This is a genomic window from Nonomuraea sp. B10E15, assembly GCF_039871615.1.
Taxonomy (GTDB): domain Bacteria; phylum Actinomycetota; class Actinomycetes; order Streptosporangiales; family Streptosporangiaceae; genus Nonomuraea.
Genome location: NZ_JBDPMB010000011.1, coordinates 257,330 through 274,734 on the forward strand (window position 1 = coordinate 257,330; position 17,405 = coordinate 274,734).

A 17,405-nucleotide genomic window follows, 5' to 3' on the forward strand; every position below is an offset into this window, starting at 1 on the left:
CAGGTGCGGCGCGAGCACGGCACTCCCAGGCCAGGCTGGGAAGAGACGATCGAGAGCCAGGGCCTGGCTTACCACAAGGCCGCGCACCCGTCGGGGCTGAGCCGCCCCTACTGGGACGAGTCCGTCCACTACGTCTTCTCGATGGACGAGGTCGAGGAGCTGGAGGAGCAGGTCGAGGAGCTGCACGCCATGTGCCTGAGCGCTGTCGAGCACGTGGTCTCGGCAGGCCGCTTCGCCGACTTCGCCATCCCCGAATGGGCGTGGGAGGACGTCGCGCGCTCGTGGGAGCGCCGCGACCCCCACCTGTACGCCCGCTTCGACCTGCGCTACGACGGCACGGGCCCGGCCAGGCTGCTGGAGTACAACGCCGACACGCCCACCTCCCTGGTGGAGTCGTCGGTGATCCAGTGGTTCTGGCTGCAGGACGCGCACCCCGGCGGCGACCAGTGGAACTCCGTGCACGAGCGGCTCATCGAGCGCTGGACGCGGCTGGGGCTGCCGCCCGGTCCCACGCACTTCGCGTTCACCAACATGGACGAGACGGGCGAGGAGGCCATGACCGTGGCCTACCTGCAGGAGACCGCCGAGCAGGCGGGCCTGCAGACCGTCTCCGTGGCCATGGAGGACATCGGCTGGGACTCCCTCAACCGCCGCTTCGTCGACGTCGAGGAGCGGATGATCCGCTCGGCGTTCAAGCTCTACCCGTGGGAGTGGATGCTGGCCGAGGAGTTCGGGCGGCACGCCGTACGCCACGCCACCTGGATCGAGCCGCTGTGGAAGACCCTGCTGTCCAACAAGGCGCTGCTGGCGCTGCTGTGGGAGCGCCATCCCGGCCATCCCAACCTCATGCCCGCCTACCTCGACGGCCCTCGTGACCTCACCTCCTACATCGCCAAGCCGCTGCTCGGCAGGGAGGGAGCCTCCATGCGCATCGTCACCCCCGAGGGCACCCAGGAGACCCCCGGCGTCTACGGCCGCGAGGGGTACGTCTTCCAGGGCTTCGAGGCGCTGCCCGCCTTCGAGGGACAGCGGCCGGTGCTCGGCGCCTGGGTGGTCGCCGACGAGGCCGCCGGGCTGGGCATCAGGGAGACCACCGGCCTCATCACCGACGACACCTCATCGTTCGTCCCGCACCGCATCGCTGACTGACGTGTTCCCCGACCGACATCTGCCCGTCCCGGCTCCGGGCGGGCACGCTCCCCGTGATTGGAACTGAACTGACGTGACTCTTCTCGAAATCCTCGCCCGCGGCTCAGGCGCCGTCGCCGCGTACGCCGCCGTCGGCGTGATCCTGATGATCGTCGGGTTCTACGTGATCGACTGGGCCACGCCCGGCAAGCTGAGCGAGGTCATCCGCAACGAGCGCAACCCCAACGCCACCCTGCTGGCCTGCTCGGCCATGGCCGCCATCGGGCTCATCGTGGCCGCCTCGATCTGGTCGTCGGGCGGCCGGCTCACCGAGGGCCTCGCGGGCACGGCGGTGTTCGGGCTGGTCGGCATCGTGGTGCAGACGGTGGCCATGCTGATCTTCGACCGGGTGGTCGGCATCTCCGTACGCGAGCTCGTCAAGGAGCCCGACCTGCAGCCGGGCGCGCGGCTGCTCGCGGTGACCCACGTCGCGATCGGGCTCATCACCGCCGTCGCCGTCATCTGACGGAGGGGACGAGCCGCCGTTCCGGTCAGCCGAGGAGACCTGGCACTCTAGGAGACGTGACAGAGCGGACCCGGGAGGACACGACACGCAGGCTCGAGCGGGCCATGGGCTCGCTCGGCACGGCGGCGATGGCGCGCATGGACGAGCAACTGCCGTGGTTCCGGGCGCTCAGCGCCGAGGACCGGTCGTGGGTGGGGCTCGTGGCGCAGGCCGGCATCGCCGCGTTCGTCGAGTGGTTCTCGACCGCCGGTGAGGGGCGGCGCACGCCCAGCATCGAGTTCTTCGGCACGGCGCCGCGCGAGCTCAAACGGTCGATCTCGCTCCAGCAGACCGTCGACATCGTCAGGGTCGTGGTCGAGGTGGTCGAGGCGCAGACCCACGAGCTGGCCGCGCCCGGCGGCGAGGACGAGCTCCAGCAGGCCATGCTGCGCTACACCCGCGACGTCGCCTTCGCCGCCGCCCACGTCTACGCCCGCGAGGCCGAGGCCAGGGGGTCGTGGGACGCCAGGCTCGAGGCCCTGATCGTGGACGCCCTGGTGCGCGGCGAGGTGGACGACGGCCTGCACTCCTGGGCCGCAGCCCTGGGCTGGACCTCCTCCCCCGTCGTCGTCATCGCCGGGCACGCACCCGAGGGCGACCCGCGCGCCGTCATCGACGGCCTGCGGGAGAAGGGCCGCCGCATCGGCATGGACCTGCTGGCGGGGGTCCAGGCCGACCGGCTGATCGTGATCGTGGGCGGCGCCGGCAGCGTCAACGACGCGGCCAAGCAGGTCGTGGCCCGTTTCGGCGTCGGCCCCATCGTCATCGGCCCCGAGGTGGCCGACCTGCACGCCGCCGCCAACTCGGCCAGGGCGGCGCTGGCCGGGCTGAAGGCGTCGTCGGGGTGGCCCGACGCGCCGAGGCCCGTACACGCCGAGGACCTGCTGGCCGAGCGGGCGCTCGACGGCGACCTCGACGCCAGGGGGCAGCTCATCGAGAGCGTCTACCTGCCGCTCGCGGGCACCCCGCTGCTCGACACGCTGGCCACCTACCTGGAGCAGGGCACCTCGCTGGAGGCCACGGCCCGGCTGCTGTTCGTCCATCCCAACACCGTGCGCTACCGCCTCAAGAAGATCACCGAGCTGACGGGCTACCAGCCCACCGAGGGCAGGTCCGCCTTCACCCTCCAGGTGGGGCTCATCCTCGGGAGGCTCGCGGAGAGTGCGGCGAGCTGGCGCGCTCTAACGTAACCGCGCCGAAATCCCCACTGTAGGGTTCCTACAAATCACCCTGGACAAAGTTCGTACGGATCTCCATCCGCGTGTCGGACTTCTACAGGGCATGGTGGATTTTGTGCTTGTACTCGTCGCTCCGGGCCAAGGTGCCCAAACGCCAGGATTCCTGGCTCCATGGCTTGAGTTGCCCGGTCTGGCCGACAGGCTCGGCTCGTGGTCCGAGGTCGCCGGGGTCGATCTGATCGCCCAGGGCACGACCGCCGGCGCCGACGAGATCCGCGACACCGCCGTCGCCCAGCCGCTGCTCGTGGCCGCCGCGCTGGCCTCCGCCGAGGCGCTCGGCGCGGCCCCCGACGTCGTGGCCGGGCACAGCGTCGGCGAGTTCGCCGCAGCCGCGCTGGCCGGGGTGCTCTCCCCCGAGCAGGCGCTCTCCTTGATCCGCGACCGCGCCCAGGCCATGGCCAAGGCCGCCGCCATCACCGAGACCGGCATGACGGCCGTGCTCGGCGGCGTCGAGGAGGAGGTTCTCGCCGCGATCGACAGGCACGGGCTCACCGCCGCCAACATCAACGGCGCCGGGCAGATCGTGGCCGGCGGCACCCTTGAGCAGCTGGCCGCGTTCAAGGCCGACCCGCCCGCCCGCGCCCGGCTCATCTCGCTCTCCGTGGCAGGCGCCTTCCACACCGCCCACATGGCCACGGCGGTCGAGAGCCTGCGCGAGGCGGCCAGGAACGTCACGCCCGCCGACCCGAGGGTCACGCTGCTGTCCAACTTCGACGGCAGGCCGGTCGCCACCGGCGCCGAGTTCGTCGAGCGGCTGGTCCAGCAGGTCAGCAGCCCGGTCCGATGGGGCGCCTGCATGGAGACCATGTCCGGTCTCGGCGTCACCGGGATCATCGAGCTGCTGCCCGGCGGCACGCTGACCGGTCTGGCCAAGCGCGCCCTGCGCGGCGTGCGGACCGTCGCGCTGAAGACCCCAGACGACCTCGACGCGGCCAGGGAGCTGATCCCGTGAAGATTCCCGACATCGCCGCCGGCGCCAAGGTGCTCGCCTTCGGCCACTACCAGCCCGCCAACGTGGTCACCAACGACGACCTGGCGAAGACCATGGAGACCAACGACGAGTGGATCCTGTCCCGGGTCGGCATCAAGGAGCGCAGGGTCGCGCCCGACGGTGAGTCGCTGGAGGACATGGCCGCCATCGCCGGCGGCAAGGCACTGGCCGCCAGCGGGCTGTCGCCGGAGGACATCGATCTCGTCATCGTCGCCACGTGCACGCTCGAGACCCAGATCCCCAACGCCTCCGCCATCGTCGCCCACCGCCTGGGCATCGAGTCGCCCGGGGCGTTCGACGTCAACGCCGCCTGCGCCGGGTTCTGCTACGCCCTCGGCACCGCCAGCGCCGCGGTGCGCGGGGGATCGGCCAGGAACGTGCTGGTCATCGGGGCGGAGAAGCTGTCGCAGTGGATCGACTGGACCGACAGGTCCACCGCGGTGATCTTCGCCGACGGCGCGGGGGCCGCGGTGGTGGCCCCGTCGGAGACGCCCGGCATCGGCCCCGTGGTGTGGGGCAGCGCCGGCGACAAGTCCGACGCGATCATCATCAAGGACCGCGCCGACTACCTCCGGCAGGAGGGCCAGACGGTGTTCCGCTGGGCCACCACCGCGCTGCATCCGGTGGCGCTCGAGGCCTGCTCGCGGGCGGGTGTCGACCCGTCCGAGCTGGCCGCGTTCGTACCCCACCAGGCCAACCTGCGCATCATCGAGGCCATCGCCCGTAAGCTGGGCGCCGACCAGGCCGTCATCGCGCGCGACATCGTCACCTCGGGCAACACCTCGGCCGCCTCCATCCCGCTCGCGCTCTCGCGCATGGTGGAGCGCGGCGAGGTCCGCACGGGCGATCTCGCGCTGGTGCTCGGCTTCGGCGCCGGCCTGACCTACGCGGGCCAAGTGATCGAGATTCCGTAGGATCGGGCACGGTCCGCGCCGTGCCCGCCCGAAGAAAGACTGGTGCGGCGCAACCGCACAGATTCCCAGGAAACCAAAGGAGAAATAGCGACATGGCTGCCACCGAGCAGGACATCCTCGAGGGCCTTGGCAAGATCATCAACGAGATCACCGGCATTCCGGCGTCCGAGGTGACCCCCGAGAAGAGCTTCGTGGACGACCTCGACATCGACTCCCTGTCCATGGTCGAGATCGCCGTGGCCGCCCAGGACGAGTTCGGCGTCGAGATCCCCGACGACCAGCTCAAGAACCTGAAGACGGTCAAGGACGTCCTCACCTTCATCCAGAACTGAGCCGCAACACCCGATCCGACCAGTACTGATCAGCAAGGGAGCGCGAAACGTGAGTGCGAACCGGGTACGTGTCGTCGTCACCGGGCTCGGCGCGACGACGCCCGTCGGTGGGGACGTCACCTCGACCTGGACGGCGCTCCTCGCCGGTCAGTCGGGTGTCGAGGCTCTCACCACGGACTGGATCGACACCGTCCCCGTGAAGTTCGCGGGGACGGCCGCGGTCGACCCCACCGAGGTGCTGCCGCGGCCCGAGGCCCGCCGCCTCGACCGCAGCGAGCAGTTCGCGATGGTCGCCGCCAGGGAGGCCTGGCAGGACGCCGGCTCTCCCGAGGTGCCGCCGGAGCGGCTCGGCGTCGTGGTCTCCAGCGGCATCGGCGGCATCAACACCACGCTGAGCGCCTACGACACCTACCGCGAGCGTGGCTGGAACCGGCTGTCGCCGTTCACCGTGCCGATGCTCATGCCCAACGGCCCGGCCGCCTGGATCGGGCTCGACCTGGGCGCCCAGGCGGGTGTGCACGCCACGGTGTCGGCGTGCGCGTCCGGCGCCGAGGCCATCGGCCACGCGATGGACATGATCAGGGTGGGCCGCGCCGACGTGGTGGTCGCCGGCGGCACCGAGGCCGCCATCCACGGCCTCAACATCGCCGCCTTCGCGGCCGCGCGGGCCATGTCCACCCGCAACGACGACCCGGCGGGCGCGTCCAGGCCGTGGGACCGCGGCCGCGACGGGTTCGTGCTCGGCGAAGGCGCCGGCATCGTGGTGCTGGAGTCCGAGGAGCACGCCAGGGCGCGGGGCGCGCGCATCTACGCCTACTGCTCCGGTGTCGGCTACTCCGCCGACGCGCACCACATCACGCAGCCCGAGCCTGACGGCCGGGGCATCATCATGGCGATGACGCAGGCTCTCACCGACGCCGGCGTCACCGGCCACGACGTCAAGCACGTCAACGCGCACGCCACCTCGACGCCCGCGGGCGACGTCGGCGAGGTGCAGGCCGTGGCCAAGGCCATCGGCACCCACCCGCTGGTGACGTCGACCAAGTCCATGACCGGGCACCTGCTCGGCGGCGCGGGCGGCATCGAGTCGGTCTTCACGATCAAGGCGCTGCAGGAGCGGATCGTTCCCGCCACCATCAACATCGACGATCTCGACGACGGCATCGAGGTCGACGTCGTCCACGGCAAGAACCGCACGCTGCCCGACGGCGACGTGGCCGCGGTCAACAACTCGTTCGGATTCGGCGGGCACAACGTGACCGTCGTGTTTAAGGGGGCATAAAGTGACCGTCCTCGACAACCGGGTGGTGACGCCCGGCTCCGATCAGGAGCCTGCCGATCCCCGCGATCCCATCGTCCGCCTGACCGCGCTGCTCGACGAGGGCTCGCTGCGGCTCATCACCCCGGAAGACAAGAGCGGCATGCTGGCCGCCATGGGGCGCGTCGAGGGTGTTCCCGTCGTCGCGTTCTGCAGTGACGCCCGCTTTCAGGGCGGCGCCATGGGCAGCGAGGGGTGCGAGCACATCGTGCACGCCTACGACGTGGCCGTCCGCGAGCGGGTGCCGGTCATCGGCATCTGGCACTGCGGCGGCGCGCGGATCCCCGACGGTGTCGAGTCGCTGCACGCCGTCGGCCGGGTCTTCGCCGCCATGACCAAGGCGTCCGGCGTGGTGCCGCAGATCTCCGTGGTCGTCGGCCCCGCCGCCGGCGGCGCCGCCTACGGTCCCGCGCTCACCGACCTGGTCATCCTGGCCGACTCCGGCCGCATCTTCGTGACCGGCCCCGACGTGGTCCGCAGCGTCACCGGCGAAGACGTCGACAGCGCCGCCCTGGGCGGCACCGAGCCGCACAGCAAGCGCAGCGGCGTGGCGCACATCGTCACCAAGACCGAGACCGACGCCTACGTCAAGGCGCGCCAGCTCGCCACGCTCCTCGGCCACCAGGGCCGGATGCGGTCGGGAGAAATCGAGGAAGTTGACTTCTCCACGCTGCTGCCCGACTCCCCGCGCCGTGCCTACGACGTCAAGCCGCTGGTCAACGGCCTGCTCGACGAGCCCGGCCTGGAGCTTCACCCCAAGTGGGCACCGAACATCGTCACGTCGCTGGGCCGCCTCGGTGGCCGGACGGTCGGTGTGATCGCCAACAACCCGATGCGGCTCGGCGGCTGCCTCGACGCCACGTCCGCCGAGAAAGCCGCCCGCTTCGTACGTATGTGTGACGCTTTCGGGGTGCCGTTGGTTGTCCTCGTGGACGTTCCCGGTTACCTGCCGGGCGTCGGGCAGGAGCACGACGGCGTGGTGCGCCGGGGAGCCAAGCTGCTGCACGCGTTCGCCGAGGCGTCGGTTCCGCGGGTCACGCTGATCACGCGTAAGGCGTACGGCGGGGCGTACATCGCGATGAACTCCCGCGCCCTGGGCGCCACCAAGGTCTTCGCCTGGCCCACCACCGAGGTCGCCGTCATGGGGGCCGTCGCGGCGGTGCGCGTCATCAAGCGGCGCGAGCTGGCGGCCGTGCCCGAGCAGGACCGGGCCGAGCTGGAGGAGCGCCTGGCGGAGGAGCACTCGAAGCTCGCCGGCGGCCTGACCAGAGCGCAGGAGCTGGGCGTCATCGACGAGGTGATCAAGCCGGAGGAGACCCGCGGCGCGATCGCCAAACTGCTCGCCCAGGCGACCCCCGCCCGGGGCGCGCACGGCAACATCCCCCTGTAACAGCCGACGAGCCGTCCGGCATCCCATCGGCATGCCGGGCCGCCTCGGCTCGCCCTCGGCGACGGCTCGCCGTCAGGCTCAACGGCAAGGCCCCGCACCGGTTCGGTGCGGGGCCTTGCCGTTGCCGGGCAGCGGAGCCCGGCCGCAGGGGCTGCTCGTGCCGAGCGGGTGTACGGCGAGGTCAGACGGCGGCGTGCAGCCAGCGGACCGGCGCGCCGTCCCCGGCATAGCGGAACGGCTCCAGCTCCTCGTCCCACGGCTTGCCGAGCATCCTGTCCAGCTCGTCCTCCAGCACGCACCGGCCCTGAGCGGCCATCATCATCGCGGTGCGCAGCCGGTCTTCGGGGATCATGATGTCGCCGGCCGCGCCGATGACCGCCGTGAAGGCGCCGAGCGTCGGCGTGTAGGCGTGCCGGGACCCGTCGACACCCGGGGAAGCGTCCTCGGTGATCTCGAATCTGAGCCGCTGCCAGCCCATGAGCGAAGAGGCGATGGCCGCGGCGACGCCCGGCCGGCCCTCCCATTCCGCCTGCGCGCGCACGACGTTGGGCGCGGCGGGTTGCGGAGTCCACGTCAGATCTACGGGCACGCCGAGGACACCCGCGACTGCCCATTCGATGTGTGGGCACAGCGCAGGCTGAGCCGAGTGGACGTAAAGGACGCCACGAGCAGACACCGGACCTCCCGTTCGGTACGAGGTGCGCCTTCCCCAACGGCCTCGTCCCGGGATGATCACAAGTGACTAGGGAGAGACTACCGTCGGTCGCCATCCGGCACCAGTGGGGGGCCATACCAACTTGGTGCGGGAGTCGTACGTGACAGCGGGGCAGCGGAGGAAAGATACCGCCTCGTGACTCCTCCGTTCCCTGAAGGGAGCGGCTTCTCGCCAAGCCGCTCCCGCAGCGTCGCGAAGGGCAAGCCCTGCCCTCCGGATGTCGATGGCCGCGTTGACGTCGGCGTGCGCGGTATGACCGCATGCCGTACAGGCGAACCCGGCTTGGGTGACGCGGTTCTCCTTCGCGCCGCGGCCACGGAGGGCGCAGGTGGGAGGTGCCGGCGGGGTGCACCGCGATCAGGCGTCGGCCAGACGGCCGGCGGTGGCGGCGAGGTGGCGGGGGTCGGCCACCCGGCCGCCGCCGGAGGTGGTGACGAGCGAGGCCACCCCCATGTCGGTCCCGGCCGGCACGCCCGTGGCGGGCAGCGGTTCGGCGGGCACGTCGCACGGCAGGACCGCGAACCGGCGGGAGCCCTCGCGCGTGACGCTGATCGTCTTCCCCTGGCCGCGCACGGGCCGGTGCCGGTGGACGCGGACGTGCCCGACGCCCTGCACACGGACGCAGGTCGCGGTGGGGTGGCCGGGCTGGGAGTCCCACCGGCAGCCGTGGCCGTCCTTGGGCCACTCGACCGTGTCGAACCGGCCGCGCCCCCTGAACCGGGGAAACCCCGGCGCGCGACCCGCGCGGACCCGCTTGAAGAACGCGGCGAACGCCTTGTCGAGCCGTCGCAGGGTGGCCTGCTGGGAGGAGAACGACCTGCGCACACCCACCTCCCATCACGTGTAACGACAACACCACGATTTCGGCCGGCGCCGACAAAACCGGGAAGGACATCCGTGATGCGCGGAACTGGCAGGTCAGGGCACGATCGGGCCTTGACGGCCCTGCCGTACCCGACCCACCCGTCGCCTGATGGCGGCGGTCGTCTCCGGAGACTCTGATGGACATGCAACCTGCCGGCGAGGCGTTCATCCGGCCAGGTCAGGTGCTGACCGACCGGTCGGCGCTGTCCGCCGCGTCGCGCTGGACCTCCGCGGTCTCGGAGGCGGACGGGGTCTGCGTCGTCCACCTGTCTCCCGGCGCGGACCCCTGCGAGGTCACCGCCGAGCTCCGCGACCAGGGCGTGCGGGCCTCGCCGAACCACGTGTTCCGCGGCCAGCCGCTGTTCTTCGGCGGACCCGCGTCACGGCCCTTCCCCGTGCCGCCCATCCGCTACAAGCCCGGCCGTACGCGCTCGGACGTGGTCATCGGCCTGCTCGACACCGGCGTCGCCGAGCACCCGTGGTGGTCCGGCAGCGACTGGTACGAGCGGCTCGGCCCCGACGACGCCGACGCGGCGGAGGGCGCGCAGGCGGGGCACGGCACGTTCATCGCGGGCCTGCTGGCACGCCGGGCGCCGGGCGCGGCGCTGCGGGTGCGCCGGGTGCTGGACGGCGACGGCCTCGGCGACGAGGCGACCGTCGTACGCGCGCTGCACCGCATGCGCGAGCGCCCTCCCGACGTGCTCAACCTGTCCTTCGGCGGTCACACCTTCGACGACCGGCCGCCGCCCCTGCTGTCCGACGCCCTCGCCGCGCTGAGCGACACGGTGACCGTGGCCTGCGCCGGCAACACCGCCTCCGACCGGCCGTTCTGGCCCGCCGCGCTGGGGTGCGCCGTGGGCGTGGCGGCCGTGGACGCCTCGCAGGAGCACCGGGCCGTCTACTCAGGCCATGGCACCTGGGTGGACGCCTGCGCCCGCGGCGACTGGCTGACCAGCAGCTTCCTGCGGGGCGGCGAGTTCGAGGGCTTCGCGTCGTGGAGCGGCACGTCGTTCGCCACCGCGCTGGTGGCGGGCGCCATCGCGGACGCGGCCAGGGACGAGCCGGCGAAGGAGGTGGTCAGGCGGCTCCTCGGCACCGAGGAGGCCCGGCAAATTCCGGATCTGGGAGTTCTCGTACCGGCGAGTCTGTAGAGTTTACGCTCAGTCCTCACGCAATCACGAAGAGGCATGACCGCCTCGGCGTGCCGCACGGAAGGAGGCCGCATGCCCGATCCACGTGAGCCGGCGGAGCTGGTCACAGCGGCGGCCGACGGCGACCGGACGGCGTGGGACGAGCTCGAGGCCAGATACGGGCCGCGGATGTGGGCGGTGGCCAGGGCGTCCGGGCTCGGCCCCGCCGACGCGGCGGACGCGGTCCAGGGATCCTGGCTGCGGCTGCTCCAGCACCTCCACACGCTCAGGGATCCGGCGAAGGTCGGCGGCTGGCTCATGACCACCGTGCGCCGCGAGGCTCACGCGTTCCTCCGCAAGCGTCATGACGTCACCCCCTTCGACCACGACATCCTCGCCCTCGAAGCCGTCGACGATCCCGACCCCGCCTCCGCCGTGCTGGAGGCCGACGGCAGGCGCCTGCTCTGGAAGCAGGTCTCCGCCCTGCACGAGCCCTGCCGCACGCTCATCCAGCTGGTCGCCATCGATCTGGGCAACCGGCAGATGGCCGCGCGGCTGGGCATGCCCGTGGGCAGCGTGGGCCCGACCAAGGCCCGCTGCCTGGAGAAACTGCGCACCCTGATCTCATCACAGGAGACGGCGCAATGATCAACGACGAGTACTTCCTGGCGGCCCTCCGGCTGGCCGCGGGAAGCGACCCCATCCCGAGCCAGGTGTCCGCCGCCGCACGCGACATCTACGGGCTGCGGATCCCCCGCGCGGTGACCGCCACGCCCGCCGCACGCGCCGCGGGCCCCGACGTGCGCGACCCGGACGGCTGCCACCTGGTGCGCTTCGTCGCCGACGGCCTCACCTTCGACCTGGAGGTGACGGTGGGCGACGGGCTCATCGACGTCGCGGGCCAGGTGTGCCCCCACCCGGGCGAAGACGCCGTCATCGACGTGAAGACCCCGCACCTCACGCTGACCAGACACCTCGCCCACAACGGCAACTTCGCCGCGACGGGCCTGCCTCCTGGCTGGCTCAGCGTGGTGTGCCACCGACCCGGACGTGCCCCCGTACAAACCAGATGGGTGCGCATCCGGCCCTGACCCCGACCATCAGCCGGCAGGGGGAGCCGCGCCCCCGCCCGGCGCCAGACCAAGGCCTGCCATGAGTGCATACCCGGACTCATCAGGCGACCTCGATCCGCTCGTCAGGGCGGCCGAGGCCGCGATGCTGCGTTCCCTGGTGGATCCCGGCCACGCCCTGCGCGCGGGCCGCCTCGTGCTGGCGGCTGCCCGCCGTGTCGGCTCCGCCGAGGCCGCGGTCATGTCGCTCAGGGCGATGGCGCTGGCCGCCCGCGAGCTCGGCGACCTGGAAGCGGCCGAGCAGCACCTCCGCGAAGGCCTCGGCACCCCCGGCGCGCCGCAGGAGCGGCTCGCGCAGGTGCGGCTCTCCCTCGTCACCGTGCGCACCGAACGCGGGCACCCCCTGCAGGCACTGCGCGTGGCCGCCCTGGCCTGGGCCTATCTGCGCCCGCTCGACCGCGCCAAACTCGACACGCAGCGCGCGGTCGCCCTGGCCCACCTCGGCCGCCACCAGGAGGCCATCGCCTCCTGTGACCGTGCGCTACGCGCCCTGGTGACCGCGCCCGGCACCATCGACGACCGCAGGTTCCTGGCGGGCGGCCTGCTCAACCGCGGGCTCATCCACTCCTACCGCGGCGACTGGGACGCCGCGATGCGCGACCTGACCGCGTGCCTGAAGATCGCCCAACACGCCGGGCTGCTGCACCTGTCCCGCCTGTCCGCCGCGAACCTGCCGTTCCTCGCGGTACGCCGGGGCGACATCGCCGGGGCGTTCAAGCACTACCGGGACGCCGAGGACACCCTGTTCGGCTTCCCCGAGCGGCTGGCCACGATGCGGGCGGACTTCGCCGGCGCCCTGCTGGCCGCCCACCTGCCCGGCGAGGCCAGGGCGATGCTGAGCCTTGCCGTACCCGACCTCGAAGCGTCGGGCGCCCAGGTGGCGCTGGCCGAGGCGCGGCTGAAACTGGCCCAGGTGGAGCTGCTCACCGGCGACCCGCACCAGGCCAGGCAGGTGGCCGAACAGGCCGCCGCCGAGCTGGCCGCCCAGGAACGGACCCGCTGGCTGCCACTGGCGCAGGAGGTCGTGCTGCGGTCACGGCTCGCGCTCGAACCCGTCACCCCAGCCCTCGTCGGGGAGCTGATCGCGTGCGCCGACGAGTTGGAGAACGGCTTCGCCCCGCAGGCAGGGGCGGCGCTGCGGCTCGTGGCGGCCGAGGCGGCACTCGCCGTGGACGACCACCCGACCGCCTCCGCGCAGCTCGCCCGGCTCACCCGGTACGCCGAACGGGGCGAACGATGGGTCCCGGCCGGCACCCGGCTCACCCCGCTGGGCTCGGAGCCGCAGTCCAGGCAGCGCGCCTCGCACATCCCGGGACCGGTGCGCCAGCACGCGCTCGCGCTCGAAGCCGCGCTGCAGGAGGACAACACCGGCGCCTTCCGCGCGGTCCAGGACGGGCTGTCGGAGGTCAGCGAGCAGGTCGAGACGTTCGACGATCCGTCGCTGCGCGCCCACGCGGCCAGGGCCGGGGAGCGGCTGGCGGCCTTCGGGCTGGGGCTGGCGGTGCGCAACGGCGGCGTCAAGGAGGTGTTCGAGTGGAGCGAGCGCTGGCGGGCCGTCACCGCCCCCGCGCACGCCGGCTCGCCCGCCGATCCCGAGCGGGTGAGGGCGGAGCTGGGAGGGGGAACCCTGGTGGAGTACGTGACCCACGAGGAGTCGCTGCTGGCCGTACTGATCTCCGAGCGACGGGTGCTGCTTCGACGGCTGGCCGACGTGCGGCAGGTCAAGGAGGCGATCGTCCGGCTGCGCTACTCGCTGCGCCGCCAGGCCGGCCCCGGCGACGTCGAAGCCGCTGCCGTCGACGTCGAACGGCTGGTGCTGCGGCCGCTCCTCGCCGAGCTGGGCAACGGGCCGCTCGTGGCGGTGCCCGTGGGCGCGCTGCACACGCTGCCGTGGGGCGCGCTGCCGTGCCTGCGGGAGCGCCCGGTGAGCGTGGCCGCCAGCGCGGCCGCCTGGGTGCAGGCACTCGATCGGGTACGCCGCGACGGGCCCCCGGTGGTCGTGGCCGCCGCCGGGCCCGCGCTGGCGCACGCGCACGCCGAAGTGGCGCACGTCCTGTCCTGCCACCCGGGGGGACGCGAGTCGCCCGCGCGCACGGCCGACGTCCTGAAGGCACTCGAAGTCGCGGACGTGCTGCACCTCGCGGCGCACGGGGTGTTCCACTCGCGCAGCCCGCTGGTGTCCGGGATCACGCTGGAGGACGGGCCGCTCATGGCGTACGACCTGCTGGAGGCGCCCCGGTCGGCGGAGCTCGTGGTGCTCTCCGCGTGCAATTCGGGAATGTCGCGGGCACCCGTGGACGGGGCGCCGCTCGGCCTGCCGGGGGCGTTCCTGGCCAAGGGGTCGTCGTGTGTGGTGGCGGGGCTCGTACCGGTGCGGGACGAGGCGGCGCGGGCCGTCATGGGAGTGTTCCACGAGCTCGTGGCGGCGGGCCGGCCACCGGACGCGGCTCTGGCGTGCGCCGCTGCCAAGACGGGCGAGCACGCCTTCGTCTGCTTCGGCGCGGGCGACCGGGCGCTGTACTGACGGCGCGTCGCACGCCCGGCGCCTCCACGGCGACGTGCTTCGCCGCGGCCTCGTACCGGTCTGGTCCCCGGGTGGCTGCGTGGTGGTGCGGCCGCGCGGCCACGCAGCGATGCGGCCCGTTGCCGAGCCGCGGTGGGCGTGCGTGGTCGTGCGGTCCTCGGCCCGCGCGGCGCACCGTGGTGAGGTGGCGCTGGGTGGTCAGCCGGTCGCCACGGGTCTTGACGGGTCGGCGACCCACCCGGACCAGGAACCGACGTAGAGTGCGGCCCTGGGCAGGCCCGCCACTTCCAGCGCCAGCACCTCATGGGCGGCCGTCACGCCGGATCCGCAGTAGGCGCCCGTCTCCACCCTTTCGCTGACCCCGAGACCGGCGAAGCGGGCCCGCAGCGTGTCAGGGGCGAGAAACCTGCCGTCCGGCCCGACGTTCCCGGTCGTGGGCGCGTTGACAGCTCCAGGGATGTGACCCGCCACGGGATCGACCGGCTCTGCCTCGCCCCGGTAACGCTCGGCAGTTCGGGCGTCCAGCAGCACGCCGTGACCGGCCAGCGCGGCCGCCTCGTCGGCCGTGAGCATCGGCATCCCGCCCGGCCGCGCGGTGAAGTCGCCGTGGGCGAGCGGGTCCGGGGCCTCCTTCGTGACCGGCAGCCCGGCCCCGGCCCACGCGGCGAGCCCGCCGTCGAGCACGCGGACGTCCTGGTGGCCGAAGTAGCGCAGCGCCCACCAGCCCCTGGCCGCCACCGTGGCGCCCACGTCGTCATAGACCACGACCGGCCGGCGGTCGGACACGCCGAGGCGGCGCATGGCGTCCTGGAACGCGCCGGGATCCGGCAACGGGTGCCGGCCGGCGTCGCCGGGAGGCCCGGCGAGGTCGGTGTCGAGGTCGCAGTAGACGGCGCCCGGGATGTGCCCTTCGCGGTAAAGCTCCACCCCCGGCGGGCCACCGAGCCGCCAGCGGACGTCGAGCACCGTCACGCCGTCGAGCGCGGCGAGATCGGCGGGTGTGATGAGCGGGCTCGTCACGTGCGTACCTCCAGGAGCGGGACGTTCTGCTCGGCCGCCGTCAGCGAACCGTGGTAGCCGGTGAAGACGGCCTCGACCGGATGGTTCGTCGGGGCGGTGATGGCCAGGTCGGTGTAGGGGACGGCCACGACGTCGCCGATGCGCTCCAGCCAGGCGTCACGCACGCGGGGCCCGAACCAGCCCGACTCGACCGCCTCCTCCCTGGAGGCTACCCAGGCCTTCCCCGCGAAGACCCCGCGCCACGCCTCCAGCACCTGATCGCCCGCACCCGGCTCGGCATAGACGTGCCTGGCCCTGGCCTCGCCACCGAGCAGCGCCACTCCCCGCGTCAGCTCGGGGACGCTCTCGGCATCGACCTTCTCGCCGACGTTGACCATGCCGTGGTCGGCGGTGACGTAGAGGGCGGATCCGGGCGGCAGCCCCTCGGCGATCCGCTGGGCCATGCCGTCGACCACGCCGAGCTGCCGCAGCCACTCCTCGCTGCCCCAGCCCGTCATGTGGCCGGCCGCGTCGAGGTCTCCGTAGTAGACGGTGACGTGGGCGGGGCGCCGCCGCATCGCCTCGTGCACGCGGGCGACGCGCTCGTCGGCGGTCTCGGCGGCCACGTAGCGCACGCCACGGTAGACGGCCCTGGTCAGGCCCGTGCCCTCGAACTGCGCGGGCGCGACATAGACGGAGTCGATGCCGGCCAGAGTGGCGCGCTCGTAGACGGTCTCGGCGGGCTGCCACTCGTCCGGGTCCATCACGTGGCCGCCGGGCAGCGTCCAGCGCAGGCAGTTGAACAGGTGGCCGGCGCCCGGCACGGCCAGCATCAGCCCGAGCATGCCGTGCTCGCCCGGCGTCAGGCCCGTGCCCAGCGAGCACAGGCTCGTCACGGTCGTGGCGGGAAAACCCGCGTTGAGCGTCCTGCTCCGCAGGCCGGCCAGGAACGGGGCGGCGTCGGCGTGGGCGCGCAGCAACTCGGCTCCCAGACCGTCCACCAGGAACAGGCAGACGCGCTCGGCGGGCTCAATGGCGAGCGCGTTGGGCGCGCGCATGCCCAATGCGGCCAGCAACGAATCCGGCAGATCCGTCAGCGCCCCTCCGCCATACCCCGGCACCATGCGCACAGCCTAACCGCCGCTCGCTGTCTGCCGGCCGGCGCTGGAACTGGCTTGCATCCGTTACGGCAAAGCCGGCCTGCCCGCACGCGCCGACGTTGCTTCACGTCCGTCATGGCCGGTCGTGAAGGCTCACGCGGTGCTCGCCGTGACGAGCGTCTTCTGGGCCGTGTTCTACGCCGAGCCGTCTACCGGTGATTCCAGTCTCTCGCTTTGCAGGCCGGGGTTTCCCTGGCGGGCGGTGTCGCCTGGTGGGCGTCTTCCGGCGGTGTTCAGCCGGGATCCGGGGGTGTGGGGTGAAAAGGGCGGGCGCGCCGGCGTCGAGGGTGGGCCGGTGCGGGGCCGGGAGAGGTCAGGCGGTGGCGTGGGCCGTGGCTTCGGAGAGGGACTTCGCGAACGCCAGGACGTGGTTGACCGCCTCGGGCCCGTCGGCCGCCTCGCTGACCCGGAGCGAGAGGTCGTCGGCGGTGATGGCGCCGGTGTAGCCGTGGTCGGCCTCGCAGTTTTCGTCGCCGCAGGTGGCCGGCTCCAGATCGACGTGGGAGATGGCGCCCCAGCCGATCGTGAGGGTCACTTCCGTGGGCGGGACACCGGGCGCGTAGGCGGCGGGGTCGGGCACCACCCGGGTGACGGCGACCGACTGGACGCGGCTCAGGCGCACGGCCTCCGTGGTGGTGGAGGCGTGGGACGCGGAGACACCCTCCACCGCCGGGTGCTCGTCGGTGTGGCAGACCAGCAGCCGCGTCGTCGTCAGCACCAGGACCGTGACGTGCCTGCGCACCTCCATGGCAGGATCGAAGGTCGCCTCGTGGTGCACCACGAACGCGGTCACGACCTCCTTGCCCAGCGCGGATTCGACCGCGTCGGTGACGAGGTCGGGATAATAGCCGCTGCGCTCGATCGCTTCGCGCAGGCCCGCGGCGGAGACTCGGGTTTCCCTCATGGGTCCATCCTGCCAGGACCGGGCAGTGCACTCACCCGCCGGATATAACGCTCTATAACGGTCTGTGTACACGTAACACCGAGCACTCTGTTCCCTGCATTCG

General features: G+C 72.5%; 17 protein-coding genes. 12 read left to right on the forward strand and 5 right to left on the reverse strand.

Features of this window, described 5'->3' with window-relative positions:
* The first annotated feature begins 3 nt into the window (after positions 1-3).
* The 8 genes from ABGB14_RS28835 (at position 4) to ABGB14_RS28870 (ending at position 7,876) form a co-directional block, all read left to right on the forward strand.
* Positions 4-1,149, forward strand: coding sequence for a glutathionylspermidine synthase family protein (locus tag ABGB14_RS28835; protein WP_347646955.1), 1,146 nt, complete (start codon positions 4-6; stop codon positions 1,147-1,149).
* A 73-nt stretch (positions 1,150-1,222) separates the two neighbouring features.
* Positions 1,223-1,654 (forward strand): DUF350 domain-containing protein, encoded by a 432-nt coding sequence (locus ABGB14_RS28840; protein WP_347646957.1) that lies wholly within the window; start codon positions 1,223-1,225, stop codon positions 1,652-1,654.
* Positions 1,655-1,758: 104 nt separating this feature from the next.
* Positions 1,759-2,883, forward strand: coding sequence for a helix-turn-helix domain-containing protein (locus ABGB14_RS28845; protein ID WP_347646998.1), 1,125 nt, complete (start codon positions 1,759-1,761; stop codon positions 2,881-2,883).
* A gap of 103 nt (positions 2,884-2,986) precedes the next feature.
* Positions 2,987-3,883 carry an ACP S-malonyltransferase gene (locus ABGB14_RS28850; RefSeq protein ID WP_347646958.1) on the forward strand — a complete coding sequence of 299 codons (897 nt, stop codon included), beginning with the start codon at positions 2,987-2,989 and terminating at the stop codon, positions 3,881-3,883.
* Positions 3,880-4,836: a beta-ketoacyl-ACP synthase III gene (locus ABGB14_RS28855; protein WP_347646959.1), complete on the forward strand. Its 957-nt coding sequence runs from the start codon at positions 3,880-3,882 to the stop codon at positions 4,834-4,836. Before ABGB14_RS28850 ends, ABGB14_RS28855 begins: the two co-directional genes overlap by 4 nt.
* A gap of 92 nt (positions 4,837-4,928) precedes the next feature.
* A complete protein-coding gene (locus tag ABGB14_RS28860) occupies positions 4,929-5,168 on the forward strand; it encodes an acyl carrier protein (protein ID WP_043614464.1) in 240 nt (79 codons plus the stop codon).
* A 49-nt stretch (positions 5,169-5,217) separates the two neighbouring features.
* Entirely contained in the window at positions 5,218-6,450 is a 1,233-nt protein-coding gene (fabF, locus tag ABGB14_RS28865; protein ID WP_347617907.1) for a beta-ketoacyl-ACP synthase II, read from the forward strand.
* A 1-nt stretch (position 6,451) separates the two neighbouring features.
* Positions 6,452-7,876, forward strand: coding sequence for a carboxyl transferase domain-containing protein (locus ABGB14_RS28870; protein WP_347646960.1), 1,425 nt, complete (start codon positions 6,452-6,454; stop codon positions 7,874-7,876).
* Positions 7,877-8,057: 181 nt separating this feature from the next.
* On the opposite strand, the gene ABGB14_RS28875 is transcribed toward ABGB14_RS28870, so the two are convergent.
* Both ABGB14_RS28875 and ABGB14_RS28880 read right to left on the reverse strand, forming a co-directional pair.
* Complete coding sequence (locus tag ABGB14_RS28875) at positions 8,058-8,552, reverse strand: DUF3145 domain-containing protein (protein ID WP_347646961.1); 495 nt, start codon at positions 8,550-8,552, stop codon at positions 8,058-8,060.
* Between the two features lie 396 nt (positions 8,553-8,948).
* Positions 8,949-9,416 carry a hypothetical protein gene (locus tag ABGB14_RS28880; RefSeq protein ID WP_347646962.1) on the reverse strand — a complete coding sequence of 156 codons (468 nt, stop codon included), beginning with the start codon at positions 9,414-9,416 and terminating at the stop codon, positions 8,949-8,951.
* A 176-nt stretch (positions 9,417-9,592) separates the two neighbouring features.
* On the opposite strand from ABGB14_RS28880, the gene ABGB14_RS28885 reads away from it, so the two are divergent.
* The 4 genes from ABGB14_RS28885 to ABGB14_RS28900 all read left to right on the forward strand — a co-directional run bounded on the left by ABGB14_RS28885 (position 9,593) and on the right by ABGB14_RS28900 (position 14,239).
* On the forward strand, positions 9,593-10,606 hold the full coding sequence (locus tag ABGB14_RS28885; RefSeq protein ID WP_347646963.1) for a S8/S53 family peptidase: 1,014 nt from the start codon (positions 9,593-9,595) through the stop codon (positions 10,604-10,606).
* Positions 10,607-10,678: 72 nt separating this feature from the next.
* The gene (locus ABGB14_RS28890) at positions 10,679-11,233 is read left to right on the forward strand and encodes a sigma-70 family RNA polymerase sigma factor (RefSeq protein WP_347646964.1); all 555 of its coding nucleotides are present in this window, start codon (positions 10,679-10,681) and stop codon (positions 11,231-11,233) included.
* A complete protein-coding gene (locus tag ABGB14_RS28895) occupies positions 11,230-11,676 on the forward strand; it encodes a hypothetical protein (RefSeq protein ID WP_347646965.1) in 447 nt (148 codons plus the stop codon). Before ABGB14_RS28890 ends, ABGB14_RS28895 begins: the two co-directional genes overlap by 4 nt.
* A gap of 61 nt (positions 11,677-11,737) precedes the next feature.
* Positions 11,738-14,239 carry a CHAT domain-containing protein gene (locus ABGB14_RS28900; RefSeq protein WP_347646966.1) on the forward strand — a complete coding sequence of 834 codons (2,502 nt, stop codon included), beginning with the start codon at positions 11,738-11,740 and terminating at the stop codon, positions 14,237-14,239.
* Positions 14,240-14,437: 198 nt separating this feature from the next.
* Here the strand turns inward: ABGB14_RS28900 and ABGB14_RS28905 are convergent, their stop codons facing one another.
* The 3 genes from ABGB14_RS28905 to ABGB14_RS28915 all read right to left on the reverse strand — a co-directional run bounded on the left by ABGB14_RS28905 (position 14,438) and on the right by ABGB14_RS28915 (position 17,302).
* Positions 14,438-15,259, reverse strand: a complete 822-nt coding sequence (locus ABGB14_RS28905) for a sulfurtransferase (protein ID WP_347646967.1) — start codon at positions 15,257-15,259, stop codon at positions 14,438-14,440.
* Positions 15,256-16,362 carry a nucleotide pyrophosphatase/phosphodiesterase family protein gene (locus ABGB14_RS28910; protein WP_347646968.1) on the reverse strand — a complete coding sequence of 369 codons (1,107 nt, stop codon included), beginning with the start codon at positions 16,360-16,362 and terminating at the stop codon, positions 15,256-15,258. The genes ABGB14_RS28905 and ABGB14_RS28910 overlap by 4 nt, the downstream gene beginning before the upstream one ends.
* Before the next feature lie 349 nt (positions 16,363-16,711).
* Complete coding sequence (locus ABGB14_RS28915; protein WP_347646969.1) at positions 16,712-17,302, reverse strand: DUF5998 family protein; 591 nt, start codon at positions 17,300-17,302, stop codon at positions 16,712-16,714.
* Between the last annotated feature and the right edge of the window lie 103 nt (positions 17,303-17,405).